This is a genomic window from Streptosporangium saharense, from assembly GCF_014203715.1.
Classification (GTDB): domain Bacteria; phylum Actinomycetota; class Actinomycetes; order Streptosporangiales; family Streptosporangiaceae; genus Streptosporangium; species Streptosporangium saharense.
Map to the genome: position 1 here is coordinate 105,593 of NZ_JACHJP010000008.1, position 22,010 is coordinate 127,602.

Consider the following 22,010-nt stretch of genomic DNA (forward strand, 5'->3'; position numbering starts at 1 on the left):
GTCGGCCATCGGTCAGTCGAACATCGCGTGCATGGTCTCGTGGGTCGCTTCCTTCTTGCTGTCGGACTCACTGCCCCAGCACGTGTTGAGGATGATGCGGGTCTTGTCCGCGTTCAGCGGGATCGTCCGGTGCAGCGTGGTGTCGGACCGCAGGAAGTACAGGTCGCCGGTGACGTGACCCCAGGTCCTGATCGGGTGTGCCTGGAGGTACTCCTCGACGCGCGGGTCCTCCTTGTTCCAGTCGGTGTGCGGGACGCACTGGAGCTGGCCGCCGTACTTGGCGTCGGGGGCCTCGATGATCCAGATGACGGTGAAGCTGAAGTCACCCCAGTGCCAGCCGTGGGTGTCGCCCTTCTTGTGCTGGCGGATGGCGATGTACTTCTCCTCCTCCCACGGGCACTGCAGGACCGGCTGCGCGGCCAGCCTGGACAGGAAGTCCATCAGCGCCTGGGACTCGTAGATGGCGGGGATGAGCTCGCTGTCCTTGGCGATGGCCTGCTGGCTGATCGTGCTCATGTAGCGGGGCGAGTTGCCCGTCTCGGCGAGCTGGATGTCGATCCGCTTCTCGTGCAGGTCGAGCAGCCGGTGGACCTCGGTGCTGACCTCCTGGAACAGGTCCTCGGAGACCAGGCCGGGCAGCTTGACGTACCCCTCGCGGCGGAAGTGCTGCGAGAGTTTGCGTACGGCGTGCTCGTCGGCGTACCGGGTCTTCAGGTGTTCGGCGAGACGCTGGTCAATCGTTTCCTTCAGCGACATCTGACATCCGACCTTTCTGTGTTGACGGTCCGCCCTCCGCTGAGGCAGGACCCCCGGAAGGCACGCGTTCCCCGGTGGGGGCGAGCACCTTCACAAGCTTGATCTTTCCGTTGGCTTCTGGAGTGATCCGATGTGTGCGCCGTACGGTGACATCCAGGTCGGGCACCCTGCGCCGGAGCTCCCGTTCGATGTCGGCCGTCAGGTCGTCGGGCGCGTTCCCGGAGAGGATCACCAGCACCTCGACCGCCCCCGGCCGGGGCTGGAGCACCTGCAGCCGGGTGATCCCGGGGAAGGACTGGGTGAGGGTGGTGAGGAAGTCGCCGTAGTACCGCCTGCCGTCGGAGGTGACGATGCGGTCCTCGCTGCGGCCGACGACCTCCCGCACGATGGGGGTGGTCGCGACGCCGCAGGGGCAGTCGTTGGGCACGATCCGCACCCGGTCCCCGAGCCGGTAGCGGATCAGCGGCATCGCCTCGCTGTGCAGCCTGGTCACCAGGATCTCGCCGACGCCGTCCTCCACGGAGACGGTCCCGTCGTCGTGCTCGACCTCGACGACCAGGTCGGCGGTGCGCAGGTGCATGCTGCCCGCCGGGCAGGTGCGGGCGATCGTGAAGACCTCGACCGAGGCGTAGACCTCCCGGTGGGAGGCGCCGAAGTAGTCGAGCACGTGGGCGCGGGCGGTCGGGGTGAGCCGCTCCCCGCCGAACAGCACGGTCCTGACGCCCCGGTGGGTGACGCCGCGCCGCTTCAGCTCGTCCACGACGCTGGCGATGACGTTGGGGAAGCCGATCATGAACGTCGGTTTGGCCGCGAGGAACGTCTCGACCTGCTCGTCCAGCGAACGGTCGGTGGGAATGTGGTGGTTGCGCAGGATGCCGAACCGCTCAAGCGGGTGCGGCAGGAACGGTGCCACCCGGAAGTAGGCGATGCGGTCGGTCGGGCGCAGCCCGTTGGCCAGCATGTCCTGCAGGTAGGCGGCCCGAAGGTATCCCAGGTCGCGCTCCGAGTTGCGGATCGTGATCGGGATGCCGGAGGAGCCGCTCGTCGTGTTCGCCCGGGTGTTCTCCGGTGTGAAGCCGTCGGCGAGCAGCTCCCGCGCGGGGGTGTCCCGCAGGGTGGTCCTGTCGAGCGTCGGCAGCCCCGCCAGGTCGTCGGCGGTGCGCACTCCCTCGACCTGGGCCGAGGTGAGCGTCTCGCGGTAGTGCGGGACGTTGGCGTGCGCGTGCCGTACCAGGGCGCGCAGCAGCTCGGACTGGATCCGCAGCTGCTCGGCGTGCGGCAGCCGCTCCCGCCTGCGGATCGTGGCCAGGTGGTGGGCGACGGGCGCGAGCCTGATCGTCGAACGGAGCCTGCTCACCGCGTCACCTCCTCCAGCGTCGGCGTGCCGTGCTCGGGGCAGCGCTCGACGGTCAGGTGGGCGGTCCCCGGCAGGCTGATGTTCGCCAGCGTCGGCCGGTGCCGCCGCGTGATCGTGAACAGCGGTCCCGACGTGCCGGTCCGCGCGTGGACCCGTCTCCAGTTCAGGTGCGTACGGCCACAGCCCCGGTGCCGGGCACCCAGGTAGCCGAGCCGTCCGTCGTGCACGACCACGTTGGCGTTTCCCTCGGCGGTCTCGCCAGGGGAGCTGCGCAGGAAGACCCGGGCGCCGGGGGCCTCGCCGTACAGGTCGGTGAGCTGGGTGGCGTCGGCGAGCAGGCCGGGATCGTCGGCCTCGCGCAGCGCCCGCAACTGGCCCTGCCGCAGCCCGGGGTCGGCGACCTCGGCGCGGGCGCTGAGCACCACGTGGTAGCGCCCCCCGCCGGGACCGAGCCGCTCCCAGTCCAGCAGCGACTCCCGAACCTCGAACAGCGGCCGGTCACGCCGATGGCTCCCGGTCAGTTCGAGCGCCTCGAACAGGTCGGCGGGCTCCCCGAGCCACACCGGTTCCTCCCGCCGCCGCACGTACGGCGCGCCGAGCGGACAGAGCCGGTCGAGCAGCCCGTCGAGCCGCGTCACCGGCGTCGCCTCAGGCTCGTCCAGCCGCGTGCCCGCCCCGGCCCACATCTCCCGGTAGTACGGCACGGCCGCGAACGCCCGTGCCACGGTGTCGCGGTACCCCCGCTCCCAGGCCCGTTCCGAGAACCCCCGAGTCCTCATCTCAGCAGAACGTGTTCTGGTCGTGCAGGAGCAGCCACCGGCCGTCCACGAGCGTGAAGTACAGCGTCAGGTAGTACTCCTTCTGGTACGGCTTGCCCTCGGGGTCCAGGTCGTCGTAGACCACCGAGAGCAGCGCGAACGCCGAGTCCCCGGCCGCCTGGGTCCGCACGGTCTCGGTCTTCAGCGTCCAGTCGGGGTCGCCGAACCAGGAGGTGTGGAACTCGGCGACGGCGTCCCTACCGCGAAGGAACGTCCCGTTCGGCAGGATCACCGTCGCGTCCGGGTGCACGGTCTCCAGGTATCCGTCCAGGTCACGGGAGCGGATCGCGGTCAGGTGCGCCTCAAGCGCCTGGGGAAACTCCATGTTCTTCCTCTCTGAGACTCTCTGGGTCACCAGGCGGCGATCACCAGGGACTGGGGGACGAGTTCGCAGCCGAACCGCTGCTTCAGCTCGGCCATCCCCTTGCCGAACTCGCAGCCTGTACGGCCGTGCGAGATCATGTAGTCGATCTCCCGCAGGTACAGGTCGAAGTAGAGGTCACGCCGCCCGCCGTCCCGCACGTCGAGCGAGCCGTTCACCGTGGTGACCAGCCGCCTTCCGTCGTCGAAGGTCAGGTCGAAGGAGAGCAGCCGGTCCCCGTCGAGATGGCCGAAGTACCGCACGCCCTCCTCACCGCAGAGCGCCTCGAAGTAGCGCACGGGCAGGGGAGGGGCGTACGGGCTGTGCTTGCGCACGGTCGCGCAGGCCAGCGCGCTCGCCCGTTCGGCGTCGATGTCGCCGACCCCGTACAGCACCCGGGTCCGCTCGGACGCCTCGGCGTGGACACGGCGCAGCCTGCGCCGCCGGTCACGCGGCAGGTCGGCGAAGTAACCGTCCAGATCCGCCCACCGGTTGCGCAGCAGCGTGTTGGGCGCGGTCGTGATCCTGGGCCGGAACCTGCGGTCGAACGCGGGCAGCGTCTCCGCGGTGACCTGCCGGTACAGCACTCCCAGACAGCGCCTGCCCAGCCTGCGGCGCACCGCCTTCTCGAACGCGGCAGTCGCCTCGGCCCGATCCGCCTTGGGCAGGTCCGCGGCGAAGGCGAACCCCCCGGTGAAGCCGACCGGAAGATGACAGTCGAACCACCCCACGGGCGGCATCGAGCCGGGCTCGGCGTATCCGCGCCGCAGCCGTGGCGGACCGCCGACAGAGCCGGTGAACAGCCCCACCACCTCGCCGCCCTGCCGTACGACACCCAGGTAGACCGGCCGCGTCGAGCACCAGGCGATCGCGGTGAGCGCCCGCGCCTGCCAGGCCGCGATCAGGCCCTCCTGCTTGCGGAAGATCTCCCAGTCGGCGGGTACGGCCTCGGCGGTGGGGTCGATGATCTCAGCGTGCACCGGGCTCACCTGGCCTGAGCTGGGCGAGCACCCGCTCACGCAGGGGTCGCTCGGCGCGGTCGTGGTAGGCGTGGACGGCGGCGACGACCGCCTCCCTGCCGAACAGCGCGTCGAGCCGCCGCAGCGGCGGACCCGACTCGGTGCCGAACAGCGTCAGGTAGAGATCCCGGTAGGACGCGCGGTCCCAGCGCTCGGGCAGCGCGCCACCGCTCAGCAGCGGGCGCGGTTCGGCGTCGGAGACCTCGTCGATCCAGCACCGGCCGTACCCCGCCAGCCATGCCAGCCCGTGCCGGACCCGCTCGGCCCCACTCTCACCGGTCAGGGCTGTGACCAGCTCTACGTCGTAGCAGTTCGCGTGCAGCAGGCCGAGTACGGCCCGCATCCGGGGCAGCGGGGTGGTGCCGGGGTCGTCGGTGATCAGCTCGTTGAGCGCCACGGCCCTCGGGTCGCCCGCGCGCGCCTCGGCCAGGAAACGGTCGTAGGCGTCGTAGGCACCGAGGAAGGAGCCCCGGTCGAGACCGAGCCGGATGTCGGACAGGCAGTTCGGCCTGCCGTACAGGAACAGGATGATCCGGGGCGGCATCACCCGCAGCAGGTCACCGACCGTCAGGCCGCTGCCCCGCGAGCCGGAGACCTTGCCGCGGTCGCCGAACTGACGGACGAGGCCGTAGGGCACGATCACCGGCTGGTGCGCGCGCAGGTAACCTCGGTAGATCGGCTGGGTGCGGTCCATCGTGCTGCCCGCGCTGCAGTGGTCCTGACCCGCGGGCTCGCAGTCGATGCGCTCGTGGGTGACGCGCAGCGTCCAGTCCAGCGCCCAGGACGGCTTGACCAGCTCGACACGCCTGGTCGTGGAGAGCGTGCCGCACGACTCGCACACGTAACGCACCCGGTCACGGCCGAGGCGCAGGTTGCGGGTGCTGCCCCGGCCGCACTGCTCGCAGTAGACGGTGAACAGGTGCTCGGGGACCTGGTCCAGCAGCTTGGCGAGCCTTTTCGCGCCCCGCAGGTAACGGCGCTGAAGTGGCACGTAGACGCCGGACGAGTAGCGTTCGTACTGGTAGTGCGTCTGCCAGGGGGAACCGGCCGGGGTACGGCCGTCGGCGTCGGCCTCCACGGGACAGATGCCCATCCGCTTCAGCTCGTCGATGTAACGACGGCAGATCCGCCTGCTGCGCTCGGTCACCGCGCCCAGCGGACGCGTCCCGTATCCCGCGAGGTCGGCCTGGGCGGCGGCCTGCGACGGCCGTACCGGATCGTAGTCATCGAAACTGAGCAGGATCGACGACTCACGCCCGAGCCGTTCCAGCGCGCGGTGCACCAGATAGGCGCAGGCGGTGTCGCGGAAGTTGCCGACGTGGAACCAGCCGCTCGGCGACATGCTGGTCTGGATCACCACCCGCCGCTCGGGGCCGTGCCGCTCGACCAGACGTCTGGCGTAGTGGTAGGCCCAGTGCGGCTGGGTGTGATCCTGCTGGAACAGGTCGGCGTAGCCGGTCCTCGTGGTGCTCATGACGTCGTCCTAGGAGACCGCTCCGGCCAGGTTCTCGACGCTCCACAGCCGCGGATGCTCCTGGAACCAGGCGATGGTCTGCCGCAACCCCTGCTCGACCGGCGTCCTCGGCGCCCAGCCGAGACGGGTCGTGGCGAGCGTGATGTCGGGACGGCGGATCTCGGGGTCGTCCTGCGGCCGGGGCACGAACGCGATCGGCGAGGCGGTCCCGGTGAGCTCCCTGATCCACTCGGCCAGGTCGAGCATCGAGATCTCGTGCGGGTTGCCGATGTTGACCGGCCCGCTCATGTCCGAGTTGAGCACCCGGAAGATGCCCTCGACCAGATCGTCCACGTAGCAGATCGACCGCGTCTGACTGCCGTCCCCGGAGACCGTGATCGGCTCACCGAGCAGCGCCTGCCTGACGAACGTCGGGATCGCGCGGCCGTCGAAGGGCCGCATCCTCGGACCGAACGTGTTGAAGATCCGCAGAATCGCGGTGTCCACACCACACGCCCTGCGGAAGGCCATGGTCATGGCCTCGGCGAAGCGTTTGGCCTCGTCGTAGACGCCACGCGGACCGACCGGGTTCACATTGCCCCAGTAGGTCTCCGGCTGCGGATGGACCTGCGGGTCGCCGTACGCCTCGGACGTCGAGGCGAGGACGAACCTGGCCCCCTTCTCCCTGGCCAGCTCAAGGGCGTTGTAGGTGCCGTTGGAACCGACCCGCAGCGTGTCGATGGGGAGGCGGAGATAGTCGGCGGGTGACGCGGGGGAGGCGAAGTGGAGGACGGCGTCCACCTCTCCCGCGACGACGAGATGCTGGGAGACGTCCGCGCGTACCAGGCGGAAGTGCTCGTCAGCCATGAGATGTTCGACGTTGGCGACGGCCCCGGTGAGGAAGTTGTCAACGCAGATGACCTGGTAACCCTCGGCCAGAAACCGCTCGCAGAGATGCGAGCCGAGAAATCCGGCACCCCCGGTAATGGCCACGGCGGGCCTTCTCATAAGAACTTCTGACTTTCCTTTATGGCCCCGAAGACGGTTATGGGCAACACGTTCACATTCCTTATTCGCCCGTTTTTTGGGTGCGTCAAACTAATTCTGCGTAACCGCAGACGTCGCTGGGTGATGAACGCTTCGTTGAGAGACGGTTAAGAGCGCTCTTGACGCTCCGGAGAGTATGACGATGGCGGCGTCACCGTCAACACCTTCGTCGCCGAAAGCTGTAAACAAGGTGATATATGCATATATGTCGGACATCTCGGGTGCGGCTGGCGGGCTTTCCGCCGTTGTACGGCGGGCCTTGTGATGGCCGCTGACCTGGGATTATGTGGCCCGGTCAACACGTCTCGATCATTGACCATCACTGTCCGTATGTTTAACGGCGCCCCCGTCAATCATTTGGGTCCGTTGTCATCTCGCCCTGACTGTGCATGTGGCGACAACTTTTATCCCCGGACGCCGATCGGCCCCTGACATGCGTCTCCGCCCTCCCCCGACCTCGGGGGGCGCCGATAATCTGCTGCCGTCCTCCCGGCCGCGGGCCTGTCCGATTTCCGGACGGGACCGTTCCAGCGGAGTGACACCCCCGCCAACCTTTCCGGCATGCGGAACGGCGCACACCGAAGGCGACCGGGGACACCGTGCGTTCCTTTCTCCATGCCTCCGAAAAAAACGTTCGGAAGGCTATTTCCTTTAGTCTTCACCTTTCCCCGGGGAAGAGCGCTCTCCCGGCTGTGCCGGTCAGAATGGAGGGATGTCCCGCGAACACCTGCGAACCACCTTCGACACCGTGGCCGCCACGTACCAGAAGGCACGCCCCGACTATCCGGCCGGCCTGTACGCCGATCTGCTCGCGACGACGGGGCTTGAGCCGCCCGCGAACCTGCTCGAAGTGGGCTGCGGCCCGGGAAAGGCCACCCTGCCCCTGGCCCGGCTGGGCTTCCGGATCACGGCGGTCGAACTCGGCGCGGCCCTGGCCGAGGAGGCACGGCGCGAACTGCGCGACTTCCCCGCCGTCTCGGTGGTCACCGCCCCGTTCGAGACGTGGCGACCGGCGAAGGACACTCTCTTCGACCTTCTCTACGCGGCCACCGCGTGGAAGTGGCTCGACCCTCAGGTGAAGTACGGCAAGGCCGCCGCGCTGCTACCTTCGGGCGGACACCTGGCCGTGTGGGATGCCCAACACGCCTTCCCTCCGGATTTCGACCCCTTCTTCACCGAGATTCAGCGGGTGTACGACGAGATGGGGGAGGGCGACGGCGCGGCCTGGCCACCACCGCCACCCGAGAACCAACCGGACCCGACCGCCGCCGAGTTCGAGGACTCAGGATGGTTCACGGTCGTCGGAACACGGCGCTACGTGTGGGCGCGGGAGTACACCGCCGAGGAGTACATCGCCCTCCTGGACACCTTCTCAGGCCACATCGCCATGCAGACGGCCAAGCGCGACCACCTCTACGAAGAAGTCCACCGCCTGCTGGCCGTACGCCCAGACGGAAGACTGACCCGCCACTGGACAGCCACCCTCACCGTCGGCCGCCGCCTGTGACACGCGTCGCGATCCCTTCAGGGTGATGAGGGCCCCGAGGTTGAAGTCCCAAGTCCGGCGGTGGCGCGGGTCGGATTGTTGATCACCTTCGGGTACGGCCTCGGGGTGTGAGGTCCTGCGGCGATCGGCACCCCATGCAGGAGCCGCATGGGCAGCGCGTTTTCCAGGGTTCTTCAGAGAGGACCCGTGTGCAAGCTGATCTCTGCACATGCTGCATGGGACCAATAGCAGGTGAAATGGTGACCTAGAGCGAATTCTCTAATGTCGGTGAACCGATACGGCGCCCATGAACGTTCCTGGGCAAGATAGTCGCCATCATGTCGTCGTCACCCTCATCTTCGGCTCAAGCCGCCCGCGAGGCGTTGGGTGCCAACCTGCGCGCTCTCCGTCAGCGCCGGGATTTGTCAGGCCGGGAATTCGCCCGGCGGGCCGGTTGGCGTTCCAGCTCGATCGTGTCAGAGATCGAGCTGGGCAGGCGGACCATCACCACTCGGCACGTTGAGCTGTGGTGTCGGCTGTGCGCGGCGGATCCCAACGAAGTCAGGCGCTTGCTCGCCGAGCAATCGGCCATGGCCCGGATGTGGATTCCGTACGCGGACCTGAACAGTGGAGGGCTGGCAGCGGCTCAAAAATCAATTCGCCAGCTCTACGAGGAGTTGGCGGTCGCACAGTCCTACCAGCCCAAGGTCATCGCGGGCATGGCGCAGACCGAGTCCTACACGCGGGCCGCGCTGACCGGGGTGCTGACCGAGCAGCGCGTGGACACCACCGAACCGGAGGCGGACGTCGAGGCCGCCGTCGCTGAGCGCATGAGCCGCCAGAAGCTGCTCAGCCGGGCGGGTGCTCGCTGGTTCTTCCTGATCGAGGAACCTGTGCTGTGGTACCGGCCGTACGACCGGCGGTTGCATCGCGAACAACTGCGGCATCTGCTGGAGCTGCGGCGGCGGCCGAACGTGTTCCTGGGCATCATCCCGGTGGGCGCGGATCGGCGCGGTGTCCATCCCGAGGAGGCGTTCGACATCACTGACGGCACGCTGGTGACCGTCGAACTGGTGTCGGGCTACCTGTCGGTGACCCGTCCTGAGGAGGTCGCCCTGTATCGGGCGACGTGGGATCGGCTGTGGGCGCTGGCCGTCAACGGACTGGCCGCCGTCGCGCTGATCCGGGCTGCGCTGGAGCGGCTCGATCGTCACACCGGCGTATAGGCGTGGTGGGGGACGCCGCGTTCCCACAGCATCTCGAACATGCCCACGACGGGCGTGATCCGGCGCGGGTCGGCGACGTACTCCATCCGTCCGGTGTCGGTGCCGTCCCCGGCGGTGAAGTTGTAGGCGAGCAGTCGCGCGTCCCACAGGAAGAAGTCGGCGGCGGGGTGCGGCAGGTCAAAACACAGGTGCCGGGGCAACCAGCGCAGTTCCTCTCCGGCCTTGACGTTGCCGTAGCTGATGGCGTGCTCCCAGCGGATGTAGTCACTGACCGGCTCGGACACGATGCGCAGCCGCCGGAAACTCACGCCCCGGCCGGTCGCGGCTCCCACCAGAGCGATCCAGGACTGCCAGTCGTAGGAGGTGTCACCGGTGGCCTTCCAGTTCACGAACGCCGGGTCGGTGGGATCGTAGGTGTCGCGGGCCTCCAGATGCCGCACCGAGCGGACCGTACCCGCGAGTAGCTGTTCGAACGACGGCTCTCCAGGTCCCGCCTGCCCGGTCGTGTGCGTGCCGGTGAGGGCTTTGAGCAGGTCGGGTGCGAGGTTCGCCGGCGTCCAGATCGCGGTCTCGTCGTCGGCGATCGCGGTGTGTTGGGCGATTGCCGCGAGCGCGTCGGGGTCGACGACGCGTCGGCCGACCTGGACCACATCGCCGGTGCCGGGAACAACCATGATGGCGGGGCACTTGTTGGCGGGTGAATCGTCGTCGATCCCGACGAAGTCGAGGCGCGGGGACGATCCAGCGGGCTGTTCCTGGGGATTCATGGCACTCCTCTGCTGGAGGCGAATCGACGGGCCGATGCGCATTCGACCATGACCGTGGCGGGCTGCGCAGTCAAGGTGAGACTAAGTGCGGGTGTGAAACTCAGTGAACGTTCTGGCCTGTCTCAGCCCGGTGGCGTACTCCTATCTCGTGATTCCGTCCACAGGTGTCAGCGAGCCGGTCGCCGTAGCGATCAACCGCGTTCCACGGCACGCCTCGCCTGCGGCCACGACCATCGACGCCGATGTCACTTCCCGGGCTCGCCGCCACCATCAGACGGCGCACACGAAATGCGGATCAGATCCCAGATCTCGAATTGAACCGTCCTAATCAACCGGCCCTCGCCACGCCAGCGGCGGATCGAGCGCCTCTCGCGCGAGGTTCTCCGAACCGACATGCCCGCTCCACCGAAGTCGATCTCTTCGGAGCTGGCACCGAACACAATGTGGCCTTCGCCGGAAGCGTGGCAGGCGCTGAACAGGGAGAGAAAGCTGATGCTGAACACCACCACCGTCACCGCCCAGGAGTTGCGGGAGGCGATGGTCGACCGGATCGCCGCGAACCGGCAGGCTCTCGGCCTGAGGCTGCCGGAAGAGGTGGCGCGTGCGCTGCGGGCCGTACCCCGGCAGTTGTTCACCGGTGATGTCCCGCTGGAGGAAGCCTACGGAGACGGCGCGATCGTCACCGTGCGCGGCGAGGACGGGCTGAATCTCAGCTCGGTGTCGGCGGCGTGGCTGCAGACCGCGATGCTCTGCCAGGCCTCCCTGAAGCCCGGCGAGCACGTCCTGGAAATAGGCAGCGGTGGCTACAACGCGGCTCTCATCGCTGAGCTGGTCGGGCCGCGCGGCTCGGTGACCACCGTCGACATCGACCCTGCCGTCACCCAGCGCGCCCGCATCTGCCTGGACGAGGCCGGATACACCGATGTCGAGGTCGTCTGCGCCGACGCCGCATTCGAGCTCGAACCGGGCCGCACTTTCGACGCCATCGTCGTGACGGTCGGCGTACCCGATATCTCACCGGCGTGGTGGTCCCAGCTCGCCGCCGGTGGACGCCTGATCGTCCCGCTGCGCACCCTGGGTCTGACCCGCTCCTGGCTGCTTGAGCGCGATGGCGAAACGCTGGTCTCCAGCGACCAGTTCACCTGTGGATTCGTGCCCCTGCGGGGCGCGGGCGCCCGGCAGGGTCTGAGCATCCCGCTGCGTGATGACCCGTCGGTGAGCCTGTGGCTGGGCGAGGACACCTCCACCAACCCAGCCGACCCGGTGCGGGATCTGACAGGAGTCCTGGATCTGCCACGCGCCAGCGCGCGGTCGGGTGTCACCTTCAGCTCGAAAGAGTCCGCCTCCGGCCAGGACATGTGGCTGGCCACGACCGTGTCTGGATTCTGCCAGGTCATCGCCGACCAAGAGGCGATCGACGCCGACATCGTGCGCCTGACCTGGAGGTGGGGAAGCCCCGCCCGCGTTGACGTGGCGACACTGGCCTACAGAGGCACGCCGCAGCCCACAGCCGATGGCCTGCACGAGTTCGTGACCTACGCCCACGGACCCGACGCCGAGGCCGCCGCCGCATTCCTCGCCGAACAGATTGGCGCCTGGGACCACGCGGGCCGACCCAAGCCCCGCTTGCGCGTCTACCCGGCCGCGACCCCCGACGACGAGCTGGCGGAGGGGTTCCGGCTGGACAAATGGCACAGCCGCCTCGTCATCGACTTCCCGGCGGACATCGCCGGGTAGCACCACCCCCGACAACCGAAAGGACCGTCGATGAGCGACGACCCCGCAGGCTCCGAGGACTTCACCCTCGACGTCCGTCTCGTGAACAACGCGCCCGAACTGGCGACCACCCCCAGCGCCGACTGCACCAGCGACGGCTGCACGACCACCAAGACCGTCTACCCCTGCTGAGAGTCCCGACGGGTCGGGGTCGTTCCCGGCAGGCACCGGGAACGACCGCCCGCAGACAGGAGCAGCATGGACCGACCAGCGTTCGCCGCAGTGGACGCAGTGCTCCTGCGCGCTGCGGCCTACCCCGCCGCCTTATGTCTTCCGCCCTGGCCCGACCTTGACGCCGACGAGCCCACCAACCTGCTGGCCTGGATCAACCAGGTGTGGTGTCTGGAGGGTGTCGCCCAAGCCATCGCGGTGGCCAGCCCCGACCTGGCCCACGCCCTCACCGGCCTGCACGACGGCACCCGCCCGCTGCAGCCCCAGCAGGCCCGCCGCGCCGTCGAGGCGCTGATGCGCTACCTCCTGCGATGGACGAGCAGGGCAACGCCGTTCGGAGGGTTCGCCGGGATCGCCCCAGCCGGTCTTGCCGATCACGCGTCCGTCCGCTGGGACGGGCAGCACACCAGCGTCGAACGCGCCGACGCCGCCTGGCTCGCCGACCTTGCCAGCGAGCTGGAAGCACAGCCACAGGTGCTGCGCCGCCTGCCGGTCCAGGCGAACAACCTGGGTTTCCGGCGCGGCACCGAGTGGATCGTTCCGTGCCGGCCCCTCGCAGAAGGCGGATTCGCCGACATCGCGATCACCCTGTCGCCGCCCCTGAAACGGGCGCTTGAAGCAACGCGGGCCCCGATCGTCTTCGCGGCTCTCCTGGACAGGATGAGCCGACAGCACCCGATGGCCTCGATCGACACCATCGAGGCCATGCTGACCGAGCTGGTGGCGCTGGGAGTACTCCTGAGCGGACTCCGCCCGCCGATGACGGTCACCGACCCGGCACCGCACCTGTCCTCCGCAATTTCGGGACCGGCGACCACCGGATCCGCGACCGCCGCCCAAGCGTTGGCCGCTGCGCCGAGGCGGGCCATGGACCTGCGTCTGGACTGCGCGGTTGCGCTCCCGCCCGCCGTGGTCAGCGCCGCTGAGCAGGCCGCGTCGCTGCTGGCCGCCCTCGGCCCCGACCGTCCAGTCTGGCGGGCGTATCACGCCGCGTTCGTGCACCGGTACGGGATCGGTACCGTCGTGCCGGTCAAGGAGGTGACCGACACCGATCGCGGGATCGGCTACCCGGCTGGCTACCGCGGCTCGGCGCCGTACCCGCCAGCCCGATGGTGCGACCGCGACCTCGTGCTCGCCCGCATCGCGCAGGAGGCCGCGCTGGAGGGCCGCCATGAGGTGACCTTGCAGGGGAGTCTCCTGGTACGGCTGGCACCCGGCCCGCCTGCCGGACCAGTCCCGCACACCGAGCTTCGGTTCCTGCTGGACGCTGCTGCTCCAGCCGCCCTCGATTCCGGCGACTTCACCCTCTGGGTGGCGGGCGCCTCACGCCACGCCGGAACAACGGCCGGCCGGTTCCTGTACCTCCTGGACGAGAGCGAAAGAGCCCGATTCACCAAGGCATACCGGGGCCTGCCGGTCAGCACCCCAGGCGCCGTCACACTCCAACTGTCGTGCCCACCGCTGGTCGCGCGCACCGGCCACCTGGCGCGCGTTCCCGAGCTGCTGCTGATCCTTTCGCTCGGCGAGCACCGGCCCGCAGGCGAGGCGGCATTCGACCCCGACGAACTGGCGGTGACCGCAGACACCCGCCGGTTCTACCTGGTGTCGACCAGGACCGGGCAGATCGTCGAACCGTTGCTGCCGCACGCCGTTGACCTGCGGTACGGCACCCAGCCGATGGCGCGGCTGCTCTGTGAGATCAGCACCGGCGCTTGCCGACCGTGCCGCCCGTTCTCCTGGGGCCAGGCCGCCGACGAGTTCGCCTTCCTGCCCCGCCTGCGCCACGGCCGCATCATCCTCAGCCCGGCCCGCTGGACCCTCACCGCCGATCAGCTACCCCCTCCCCGTGCGTCGGCGCCCGAATGGCGTGCCGCCTTCACCACCCTGCGGGCGGTTCGACGCGTGCCCGATCACGTCATGGCCGGTGTCGGCGACGTCGTGTTCGGCCTGGACCTCACCGAGTCGGCGCACCTGGCGATCCTGCGCGGGCAGCTCCGCAAGGCACCCCTGCTCACCCTGACCGAGGCCGGTCAGGACTTCGGCTGGATCGACGGCCGCCCCCACGAGATCGTCATGCCGCTGGCCCGCACGACCGCCCTGCGGCCACCGGCCAGGCCGATCCGGCGACACCTCACCGCCGCGACGCCACCGCATCTGCCCGGCGCGTCCACCTGGCTGTACGCGCAGCTGTTCGCTCACCCAGGCCGCCACAACGATCTTCTCACCGTCCACCTGCCCCGCCTGCTGTCCGGCTGGAGGGACGGACCCGCCAACGACTGGTGGTTCATCCGCGACCGCCAGCCTCAGCCCCACCTGCGGCTCCGGCTGCGCTTGCACCACCCCGACCGGTACGGGCCCGCCGCAGCAGCCCTCGCCGCATGGGCCGCCGCGCTGCGCGAGACCGGCGTCCTACGCGACCTCACCCTGGCCACCTACCAGCCCGAGACCGGCAGATTCGGACACGGTGATGCACTCCACGCCGCCGAGACCCTCTTCGCCGCCGACTCCGCCTACACCCTTGCCCTCCTGGGCGCAGGCATCGACCCGGCAGCCGCGACAGCCGCCGGACACCTCGGCCTCGCGACCGGTCTGCTGGGAACCGACGGCACCCGTTGGCTGATCGACCACATCGAGCACGGCGGCGGCCCCGCACTGGACCGATCCGTCCTCGCCCAAGCACACCACCTCCACCACAGCCCGCCAGCCGACCTGGCAGCCCTCGCCGCCCGGCGCCGCTGTACGCTCACCGCCTACCGCTGCCACCTGGACGACTGCGACCTCGACGCCGCCATAACCGACCTGCTCCACCTCCACCACACCCGAATGATCGGCCTCGACCCCGACTCCGAACGGATGTGCCTGCGCCTGGCTCGGGCTCTCGCCCAGCGATCACGCCACCAGGAAAGGAGCAGACCGTGCGGCTCCACGAACGGGCACGTCACGCCGCCGACCACATAGCACAGCAGTTGCACGCGCCTCCTTCAACCGGCGTGCCCAACCCGTCCCTGACCGGCGACGGCGCTGCCGGTGTCGCGCTCCTGCACATCGAACGGGCCCTCGCCGACGGCGGCTGGGCACCTGCCGACCGCTGGCTGAACGCCGCAGTCAGCAACGGACTCTCCATCAACACCGGCGGCGGCCTCTACCACGGCGTGACCACAATCGCATTCGCGCTCCACCCCAGCAGCGCCCTTCCCGGATACGCGACCGCCCGCGCCACCTGCGACAGCGCCGTACAGACCATCACCCGCCGCAAACTCCACCGGGCCCGCCATCGCATCAGCTCAGGCCAGCGCCCCGACGTCGGCGAATACGACCTGATCAGCGGACTCACCGGTCTGGGAGCACACCTGCGCCGCCACGATCCCACCGGCGATCTCGTCGAAGACGTCCTCACCTACCTCGTGCGTCTCACCCGGCCCGTGAACGGCCTGCCCGGCTGGTGGACTGAAGCGCCACCCGGACGCGCCGAGAGCCACCCGCCCGGCGGCCACGCCAACCACGGGATCGCCCACGGCATCACCGGAGTCCTGGCGCTGCTCAGCCTCGCCTTGCGCGACGGCCTGACCGTCCCCGGCCAGCGCGAGGCCATCGAGACGATCTGCGCCTGGCTCGACACCTGGCAGCAAAACCACCATGGACACCCTTGGTGGCCCGAAACAGTGTCGCTCGATGACATCAGACGTGGCCGACCAGCACAACACCGACCGCCCCGGCCGTCCTGGTGCTACGGCACGCCGGGCATCAGCAGGGCGATGCAACTCGCCGCCCTCGCCACCGGCGACCCCGCCCGAGCCACCCTCGCCGAATCCGCCGTGATCGGCTGCCTCACCGATCCCCGCCAGACCGGGCTGATCATCGACCGCGGTCTCTGCCATGGCGCCGCCGGCCTCCACATGACCGTCGCCAGCATCGCCGCCGACACCTCCACACCACTCCTCGACACCGCGAACCTGCTTCTGCGCCAACGCGTCCACCCAGCCGAGCCGACCGGGTTCCTCACCGGCAGCGCCGGGCACGCCCTCGCCCTGCACGCCTTCGCCGCCCGCAAGCCACCCGCGACGACCTGGGACACCGCCATGCTCCTGCGCTGATAGCGAAGGGACTCACCCATGCGACCTGACGGAGACTGGCACCAGGCCAACCTCACCTTCACTGACCCTGGCGACGCCGAACACCTCGTGGCAACCCACATCGCCCCCGCCCTGCGCGACGCCGAGACAGGTGGAGCCGTCACCTGCTGGTGGTTCACCCGCAAACGACAATGGAGAATCCGGTACCGGGCCACCAGCGACGCAGCAGCCGACACCGTCTGGGCAGCGGTCACCGCATCGGGCCCATGGTCGGCGACCGCCAGCGTCTACGAGCCCGAAACGCACGCCTTCGGCGGCAGTGCAGGCATGCATGCCGCCCACGCCCTGTTCCACGCCGACAGCCACCACATCCTCAACCACGCCCACGACCGCGGCGACCGGCGGGAACTCACCATCCTGCTATGCACCGCGATGATGCGGGCCGCCGGACTCGACTGGTTCGAACAGGGCGACATCTGGGCCTGCATCGCCGACCTCCGGCCACCAGCAGATCTACCCGCCCCCACCCGATGGGCCTGCTTCAAAACCGCCACCCGGAGGCTGCTCACCGCCGACACCCGCCCTCTGCGCGCCAGCGGATCCCTGACCTACGCCGCCGACCGGTTCACCGCCTTCGAACAGGCCGGTACCACCCTGGAAGAACTCAACCGCGACGGTGCCCTGACCCGGGGCCTGCGCGCGGTCATCGCCCACCACATCGTCTTCGCCTGGAATCGACTCGGCCTCCCCACACCAACACAGGCAGCCATCGCCCAAGCCGCCAAAGAGGTCATCCTCGACGAACCATCCCAGCAACAGGTCCGACCAACAGCGCTGTGTCGCCTTTGTTCAACAGGGGGAACCTCACCGCGGGCAGTGCGCGATGGCCAGCCCGACCGGACGCTCTCCTGAGGAACGCCTCCCGTGTCCTCACGCACAGGACCCCGCGGCCGTGTGTCAGCGCCAGGGCCTTGCGAAAGGTGAGCGGTTAGGTGTCGAAGGCGCCGGTCTGGTCACTACGGTGATCGGGCCGCGCACCTTCATCTTGGGGTCGGCGTGGTAGCGGTACCGCCGCTGACTAAGTCGGTCAGGCAGCTCGGCCAGTCCTCCCAGGAGACTACGGGTCTGTCGATCGTGGTCCCGGCCGAATCGTTGACCTAGCCGAGCCTCGCCCGCGATGCCCCTCCAGCGGCGGCTGGTCAATCCAGCCCACCGCACGGGTCACCGCAGGGCCTCGACCATCGAGGCGCGGAAGTGGCAACGATGACCCCGGCCCAACTTCGCCATTCTGAGGTACGGCCCGCAGCTCGCGGTGTGTGTTTGCGACCCCCGTGGGCTGGAGTCGTGAACCCTTCAGGGTGATGAGCGACCCAGAAATGATGGCCGACCCCGGGCCGACATCGCGCGTTGCGAACCCTTCAGGGTGATGAGCGACGCGTCGGCTGGCAGCGCTGTAGCTAAGCCCTGATCATGTTGCGAACCCTTCAGGGTGATGAGCGACCCGAGGGTAAAGTCCCAGGTCAAGTAGGGCCGGACGGGGGGTGGGGCGGACTGATTCTGCGGCGGCCCGGCGGTTGTGCAGAGGTGCAGGTCAGAGCGTTGATCATCTTTGGGTACGGCTCGGCGTATGAAGCTCTGTCCATGATGACGGGCTCGTGGGGCAGAAGTCGAATGTTCCGAGCTTCGCATCATCCGTAAAGGTGTCCTGTCTGAAGACGTCGGGTTCTCTTCTTTTCTCGGGCGGGTGGGTGTGGTGAGGATGTGTCCCTGAGCCAGGTGGAGATGAGCCGTCTCGGCCCCGGGGGCACTCGGGAGCATTTCGATGAGATTCAGCGGGTCTACGCTGTCGTGTTCCCCGGCTACGACCTGGAGGATCACAGGCGGCGGACTTTCCGGCAGATCGAGTCGGCCGGATTCGAGGCGGTCACAGTGCGGGAGAACGGTGTGCTGGTTGGCTTCGCCTACGGTCTGCCGCTCTCGGCACGCTCGACCTGGTGGGAGGGGCTCTGGCCGCCCCCGCCTGATGGGTTCGCCGTCGAGACCGGGCGGCGGACGTTCGCGGTGATTGATCTGGCGGTGCTGCCGTCCCATCGAGGCCACGGGCTCGGCAGGCGTCTGATAGATGGGCTGCTCAGCTCGCGTTCCGAGGAGCGGGCGACGCTGGCCACCGTCCTGGACAACCAGCAAACGCAGCGCATGTACGAACGATGGGGATGGAAGCCGATAGGCCAGACCCCAGGGGTCGAAGGCGAGACCGCAGAGGCGTTCGACCTTCACATGATCGCCCTACGCCCTGAGGCGGCGACCAGTTCCTGATAGTCAGCCACCGCATGCGCAACTTGTTCGCCCACGGGAACCGCTTCAAGGACCTCATCGGCCAGATGCGTCACCATGGTCGTCCGCTGCCCGGCTGTGCAAGTAGTGCAAGCCCCCGGTGTCGGATCAGCACCAGGGGCCTTGCAGGAAGCGAACCGTCAGGCGTCGAGAACATCGGTTCTATGGGCCGCTGAACGAGTACCGCCGAGTGGGGTGAACGCCGGGCCAGGTGGTTTTCGGAGATGGGTGGTCAGAAGTGGTCGAATCCGGCCACTTGTCCAATTACGAACACGTGTCGGCTGGCCGCGCAGACGGTTTCCAACACGTGGATGGGAACGTCGGCGGTGCTGACGCTGATCCGGAGCACCTGCACGACCCATTCGCCAGGTATCTCCAGCAGGTCGGCTTCGTACGGCGTTGGCGGCCGGGAGGTCAGCGTCTCGGTGGCGTGGCTGAAGCGGTGGCCGAGGTCCTCGATCGCCGCTTGGAGTGTGGGCAGTACGAATTCCTGTTTGTCCAGTCTGGTGTCCTGGGCGACGTCGAGGCGGAAGTAGCTGGTGGAGATCCGTACCGGCACGTCGTTGGCCCAGAACATCTTGCGCCGGGCTATCACACTGTCGCCCGGTTCGACCCGCAGGGCGACGGCTACGTGCTCACTGGCTGGTTCGGGGCCGATGAAGAGCATCTTGCGCTCTGGCCTGAGTCCTTGGCTGGCGGCTTCGGTGAGGTAGAGGGATTTCGAGCCGCGTACTGACGGTGGTGTGGGGATCGCCCGCTCCACGATGACGCGTGGTCGTGGCTCGATGGGTCCTGTCGGGGCCTGGTGGGGTGGGGCTCCGGCCTTCTTCATCTGGCTTACTCTTCCTGGGGTCACCCCCAGATGGCGGGCGATGTCGTCCTGTTTCATGCCGGACTCCTGAGCCTCGATGATCGCGGCGCGGCGGATTCGGGAGAGTTCTACGGATTGGCCTTGCAGCGTTGCCATAGCGGCGGATGCGGCGCGCGCACGGTCAAGTGGGTCGGAAATGGCTGCGATGTCATGCAGCGTCCTGGCATCCAAGGTATCGGTCCTTCACATCGCGTCCACTCGAAATTTAGCCCCCCTATTGCGTCGCTGTCGACGGCAGGCTATCGTCCGAGCACATGGACTTTAGCCCCCATAAACAAGGGGGCATTAAGACCATAACGGACAAATGCGAGTGGATTGGTGGCGGTCACGTCGTCCAGTCTGTCGCACTCGCGAGTGATACGCCGCGCGGCCGAGGACTTGGCGGTCACCGGCCGCGCGGTCACAGCTTCGTTACGAGATCGGCCCCGGAATCGCGGTGAGGCAACACCGGCCGGGGCCTTGATCAGGAAGGTAACTCCTGACGTGAGCAACAGTAGTGCTCCGGGCTCCAGCTCGGACACGCCGACCAGGGACGGCTGCGGCTGCTTCGCCGGTGCCGTACCGCTGCCCATGGGGTGTGCCCGCTGCGGGCATTCGCCGTACGCCCACGGCTGTTCGCAGCAGGACGGGCACGAGTACGTGCAGCCGTCCGGCGTGCTCATGCAGGCCCGTCTCCAGGCTCGTTGTGAGTACGGCCCGCAGATCTTGCCCGCTCCTCGGCCTCCGGTGGAGGTCGCGCCGGGCGAGGTGATTCCGCTGGTGCCCGCCCAGCGGCGTCCCGTTCCTGAGCCGGGGGCGCCCGCAGCGGTCCCGGCCGTGAATGCCGTACTGGATGGCCAGCCCGGTCTCGTGGAAGCCGTTTCCGAGCCGGATCTCATGCCGGTTCCTGTCGATGACCTGGTTGCCGCTCCGGTGCAGGCTTCGGGCTCTGTGCCTGCTGTGCCGGTACGTCCTTCGCCGCCCAAACGAACTCGGCGCCTTACCCCCGGCGTTCCCCGATCGGGGATCTCCTGGGTCAGGGTGCGTCGCTCCGGTCTCTCTCGGCCTGGTTTCCGCAGGAATGCGGTACGGCCCGCGACCGGCAGGCCGCCTCGACGCGAAGGCCGCTGCCGCGTTCCTCATGCTCGTCCGGCTTCCGGCGCTCACGCGGCTGTGCCGTACGGCGCGCGCCCTTCTTTCTCTTGTCCCGTAGGGCAGGCCCGTCTGGCGATCATCTCGTCGGCCAGAGCCTCTGATCGGATCACGGAGGTCCAGATCATGCACAACACCCCTAACAGCCCGGCGATCCCGGGTTGGCGGTTGATCGTCAGTGACACCGGCCGGTACTGGGCGATCCGCAACCGGGCCTTTCCCCGGGTGGCGTTGCGGGCCGGGGTGGAACCGGCGGCGGACGCCGACACCTTCGAGGAGGTCCAGGCCGCCGTGGCCGAGCAGGAGAAGGCCCGCACCGCCGTCGCCGCCGCCGAGAAGACCAACCTGGCCGCCGCTGAGACGACGGGGCCGGTCTCGTGACGGGACGGCACCGTGACGGCCAGCCGTACGCCTCGGTGTATCAGCGGGTCTGGGACGGCCCCGCGCGGGCCGAGGCCGAGCGGCTCGATCAGGTGTGGTCTGACTGGACGGTGCTCTACAGCCTGGGCAAGCGCGCTTTCTACGCCGTGGCGTCCTGGGACGGCCCGCAGTTGGTGGTGGTCGAAGACGCGACCTCCGAGGGGTTGGAGGAGCGGATGCAGGATGCGGAGATGACCCGGCTGGTCCAGGTCGCGCCGCCTTCGCTGGCCCCGCGCGACAACAGGGAGCGTCCGCCCACTGGGCCGCGTGAGCGGGGCCCGGCCAGAAGGCGGCATTCGCCGGGCGGGAGGACGGCATGATGCCATCACTCAACGCGACTCGTCCAGAGGCCGGGCTTTCAGATCGAACCTGCAACACCCTGCAAACGGCCCACCCCGGCTGGCTGGTCTTCCACAACGCGCAGTCCGGCCTGTGGAGTGCCTACCGCTGTGCCTTGTCCGGCAGGCCCGAACCCGGCGCCGTGTTGCTGGTGCGCGCGGAGTCGGCGGAGGAACTGGACCGCAAGCTGACCGCCCAGACGCCCGCCCAGGCGCCCAGGCCGGTGTCCGCTCGCCTGACCGCTCAGGCCTCCCCGATGGTGCCGCCGAGCATCCGGGCCGTGGCCGCTGCCCGTGCCTTGCAGACCCACGCCGCCCACGCTCTTTGGGCCGGTCGGATCGCTCAACGACCTCCCACACTGCGCAGACTCTTGCGCTCCTGAAGCCGGTACGGCGGGCGGTGGGACCTCATCCCACCCGCTGCCCGCCGTACCTCATGAACGTGCGGCCCAGGCGGGAGGGGTCTGGGCCGCACATCTCCGCAAGGCGGCTCCTACACACGTCGGGACATGGCAGGGCGTGTTGGGGAAGGGGGAGCCGTCTGGCGCACCGGTCTTCCACAACGTGTGGAAGACCGGTCCTCCTCCAGGGTGCCCGGCTCATGCT

Annotated in this window: 21 protein-coding genes; 11 read left to right on the forward strand and 10 right to left on the reverse strand. The window is 68.7% G+C overall.

Annotation, left to right across the window (positions count from 1 at the left end; genetic code table 11):
* Window positions 1-12 precede the first annotated feature (12 nt).
* Genes FHS44_RS29785 through FHS44_RS29815 form a run of 7 tightly spaced genes read right to left on the reverse strand, consistent with a single transcriptional unit; the run spans window position 13 to window position 6,772 of the window.
* Complete coding sequence (locus tag FHS44_RS29785) at window positions 13-756, reverse strand: HalD/BesD family halogenase (RefSeq protein WP_184720655.1); 744 nt, start codon at window positions 754-756, stop codon at window positions 13-15.
* Window positions 734-2,113 (reverse strand): phenylacetate--CoA ligase family protein, encoded by a 1,380-nt coding sequence (locus FHS44_RS29790; RefSeq protein WP_184720656.1) that lies wholly within the window; start codon window positions 2,111-2,113, stop codon window positions 734-736. The genes FHS44_RS29785 and FHS44_RS29790 overlap by 23 nt, the downstream gene beginning before the upstream one ends.
* Window positions 2,110-2,892, reverse strand: a complete 783-nt coding sequence (locus FHS44_RS29795) for a hypothetical protein (protein WP_184720658.1) — start codon at window positions 2,890-2,892, stop codon at window positions 2,110-2,112. Before FHS44_RS29795 ends, FHS44_RS29790 begins: the two co-directional genes overlap by 4 nt.
* Window position 2,893: 1 nt before the next feature.
* Entirely contained in the window at window positions 2,894-3,256 is a 363-nt protein-coding gene (locus FHS44_RS29800; protein ID WP_184720665.1) for a YybH family protein, read from the reverse strand.
* A gap of 26 nt (window positions 3,257-3,282) precedes the next feature.
* Window positions 3,283-4,272, reverse strand: a complete 990-nt coding sequence (locus FHS44_RS29805; protein ID WP_184720666.1) for a GNAT family N-acetyltransferase — start codon at window positions 4,270-4,272, stop codon at window positions 3,283-3,285.
* On the reverse strand, window positions 4,262-5,785 hold the full coding sequence (locus FHS44_RS29810; RefSeq protein WP_184720667.1) for a nucleotidyl transferase family protein: 1,524 nt from the start codon (window positions 5,783-5,785) through the stop codon (window positions 4,262-4,264). Before FHS44_RS29810 ends, FHS44_RS29805 begins: the two co-directional genes overlap by 11 nt.
* A gap of 9 nt (window positions 5,786-5,794) precedes the next feature.
* Window positions 5,795-6,772 (reverse strand): UDP-glucuronic acid decarboxylase family protein, encoded by a 978-nt coding sequence (locus FHS44_RS29815; protein WP_184720668.1) that lies wholly within the window; start codon window positions 6,770-6,772, stop codon window positions 5,795-5,797.
* Window positions 6,773-7,523: 751 nt separating this feature from the next.
* Between FHS44_RS29815 and FHS44_RS29820 the strand changes: the two genes are divergently transcribed.
* Both FHS44_RS29820 and FHS44_RS29825 read left to right on the forward strand, forming a co-directional pair.
* Window positions 7,524-8,318, forward strand: a complete 795-nt coding sequence (locus FHS44_RS29820) for a class I SAM-dependent methyltransferase (RefSeq protein WP_184720669.1) — start codon at window positions 7,524-7,526, stop codon at window positions 8,316-8,318.
* Window positions 8,319-8,635: 317 nt separating this feature from the next.
* Window positions 8,636-9,523 carry a Scr1 family TA system antitoxin-like transcriptional regulator gene (locus FHS44_RS29825; RefSeq protein WP_184720671.1) on the forward strand — a complete coding sequence of 296 codons (888 nt, stop codon included), beginning with the start codon at window positions 8,636-8,638 and terminating at the stop codon, window positions 9,521-9,523.
* Here FHS44_RS29825 and FHS44_RS29830 read toward each other — a convergent pair.
* Both FHS44_RS29830 and FHS44_RS29835 read right to left on the reverse strand, forming a co-directional pair.
* Window positions 9,508-10,290: a DUF6879 family protein gene (locus FHS44_RS29830; RefSeq protein WP_184720673.1), complete on the reverse strand. Its 783-nt coding sequence runs from the start codon at window positions 10,288-10,290 to the stop codon at window positions 9,508-9,510. The two genes, FHS44_RS29825 and FHS44_RS29830, sit on opposite strands and share 16 nt — an antisense overlap.
* A 245-nt stretch (window positions 10,291-10,535) precedes the next feature.
* The gene (locus FHS44_RS29835) at window positions 10,536-10,805 is read right to left on the reverse strand and encodes a hypothetical protein (RefSeq protein ID WP_184720675.1); all 270 of its coding nucleotides are present in this window, start codon (window positions 10,803-10,805) and stop codon (window positions 10,536-10,538) included.
* Here FHS44_RS29835 and fxlM point away from each other — a divergent pair.
* The 6 genes from fxlM (at window position 10,783) to FHS44_RS29865 (ending at window position 18,626) form a co-directional block, all read left to right on the forward strand.
* Window positions 10,783-12,027: a methyltransferase, FxLD system gene (gene fxlM, locus FHS44_RS29840; protein WP_184720677.1), complete on the forward strand. Its 1,245-nt coding sequence runs from the start codon at window positions 10,783-10,785 to the stop codon at window positions 12,025-12,027. The two genes, FHS44_RS29835 and fxlM, sit on opposite strands and share 23 nt — an antisense overlap.
* A 30-nt stretch (window positions 12,028-12,057) precedes the next feature.
* A complete protein-coding gene (locus tag FHS44_RS29845; protein ID WP_184720679.1) occupies window positions 12,058-12,198 on the forward strand; it encodes a hypothetical protein in 141 nt (46 codons plus the stop codon).
* A gap of 66 nt (window positions 12,199-12,264) precedes the next feature.
* A complete protein-coding gene (locus tag FHS44_RS29850; RefSeq protein ID WP_184720681.1) occupies window positions 12,265-15,195 on the forward strand; it encodes a lantibiotic dehydratase in 2,931 nt (976 codons plus the stop codon).
* Window positions 15,153-16,331 (forward strand): lanthionine synthetase C family protein, encoded by a 1,179-nt coding sequence (locus FHS44_RS29855; RefSeq protein WP_221461473.1) that lies wholly within the window; start codon window positions 15,153-15,155, stop codon window positions 16,329-16,331. Before FHS44_RS29850 ends, FHS44_RS29855 begins: the two co-directional genes overlap by 43 nt.
* 18 nt (window positions 16,332-16,349) lie before the next feature.
* Window positions 16,350-17,222 (forward strand): thiopeptide-type bacteriocin biosynthesis protein, encoded by an 873-nt coding sequence (locus FHS44_RS29860; protein WP_184720683.1) that lies wholly within the window; start codon window positions 16,350-16,352, stop codon window positions 17,220-17,222.
* An 870-nt stretch (window positions 17,223-18,092) separates the two neighbouring features.
* Window positions 18,093-18,626, forward strand: coding sequence for a GNAT family N-acetyltransferase (locus FHS44_RS29865; protein WP_184720685.1), 534 nt, complete (start codon window positions 18,093-18,095; stop codon window positions 18,624-18,626).
* Window positions 18,627-18,876: 250 nt separating this feature from the next.
* On the opposite strand, the gene FHS44_RS29870 is transcribed toward FHS44_RS29865, so the two are convergent.
* A complete protein-coding gene (locus FHS44_RS29870; protein ID WP_184720687.1) occupies window positions 18,877-19,686 on the reverse strand; it encodes a UTRA domain-containing protein in 810 nt (269 codons plus the stop codon).
* Between the two features lie 1,086 nt (window positions 19,687-20,772).
* On the opposite strand from FHS44_RS29870, the gene FHS44_RS29875 reads away from it, so the two are divergent.
* From FHS44_RS29875 to FHS44_RS29885, 3 genes are read left to right on the forward strand one after another with little or no spacing between them, the layout of a single operon-like run.
* Window positions 20,773-21,027, forward strand: coding sequence for a hypothetical protein (locus FHS44_RS29875; protein WP_184720689.1), 255 nt, complete (start codon window positions 20,773-20,775; stop codon window positions 21,025-21,027).
* Window positions 21,024-21,386, forward strand: coding sequence for a hypothetical protein (locus FHS44_RS29880; RefSeq protein ID WP_184720691.1), 363 nt, complete (start codon window positions 21,024-21,026; stop codon window positions 21,384-21,386). Before FHS44_RS29875 ends, FHS44_RS29880 begins: the two co-directional genes overlap by 4 nt.
* On the forward strand, window positions 21,383-21,787 hold the full coding sequence (locus tag FHS44_RS29885; protein WP_184720693.1) for a hypothetical protein: 405 nt from the start codon (window positions 21,383-21,385) through the stop codon (window positions 21,785-21,787). Before FHS44_RS29880 ends, FHS44_RS29885 begins: the two co-directional genes overlap by 4 nt.
* Window positions 21,788-22,010 lie beyond the last annotated feature (223 nt).

Bases quoted from the DNA above. Each gene is read 5' to 3' on its own strand.
- FHS44_RS29785 (WP_184720655.1), bottom strand. From the start codon at position 756: ATGTCGCTGAAGGAAACGATTGACCAGCGTCTCGCCGAACACCTGAAG.
- FHS44_RS29795 (WP_184720658.1), bottom strand. From the start codon at position 2,892: ATGAGGACTCGGGGGTTCTCGGAACGGGCCTGGGAGCGGGGGTACCGC.
- FHS44_RS29800 (WP_184720665.1), bottom strand. From the start codon at position 3,256: ATGGAGTTTCCCCAGGCGCTTGAGGCGCACCTGACCGCGATCCGCTCC.
- FHS44_RS29810 (WP_184720667.1), bottom strand. From the start codon at position 5,785: ATGAGCACCACGAGGACCGGCTACGCCGACCTGTTCCAGCAGGATCAC.
- FHS44_RS29815 (WP_184720668.1), bottom strand. From the start codon at position 6,772: ATGAGAAGGCCCGCCGTGGCCATTACCGGGGGTGCCGGATTTCTCGGC.
- FHS44_RS29820 (WP_184720669.1), top strand. From the start codon at position 7,524: ATGTCCCGCGAACACCTGCGAACCACCTTCGACACCGTGGCCGCCACG.
- FHS44_RS29825 (WP_184720671.1), top strand. From the start codon at position 8,636: ATGTCGTCGTCACCCTCATCTTCGGCTCAAGCCGCCCGCGAGGCGTTG.
- FHS44_RS29830 (WP_184720673.1), bottom strand. From the start codon at position 10,290: ATGAATCCCCAGGAACAGCCCGCTGGATCGTCCCCGCGCCTCGACTTC.
- fxlM (WP_184720677.1), top strand. From the start codon at position 10,783: ATGCTGAACACCACCACCGTCACCGCCCAGGAGTTGCGGGAGGCGATG.
- FHS44_RS29845 (WP_184720679.1), top strand. From the start codon at position 12,058: ATGAGCGACGACCCCGCAGGCTCCGAGGACTTCACCCTCGACGTCCGT.
- FHS44_RS29850 (WP_184720681.1), top strand. From the start codon at position 12,265: ATGGACCGACCAGCGTTCGCCGCAGTGGACGCAGTGCTCCTGCGCGCT.
- FHS44_RS29860 (WP_184720683.1), top strand. From the start codon at position 16,350: ATGCGACCTGACGGAGACTGGCACCAGGCCAACCTCACCTTCACTGAC.
- FHS44_RS29865 (WP_184720685.1), top strand. From the start codon at position 18,093: ATGAGCCGTCTCGGCCCCGGGGGCACTCGGGAGCATTTCGATGAGATT.
- FHS44_RS29875 (WP_184720689.1), top strand. From the start codon at position 20,773: ATGCACAACACCCCTAACAGCCCGGCGATCCCGGGTTGGCGGTTGATC.
- FHS44_RS29885 (WP_184720693.1), top strand. From the start codon at position 21,383: ATGATGCCATCACTCAACGCGACTCGTCCAGAGGCCGGGCTTTCAGAT.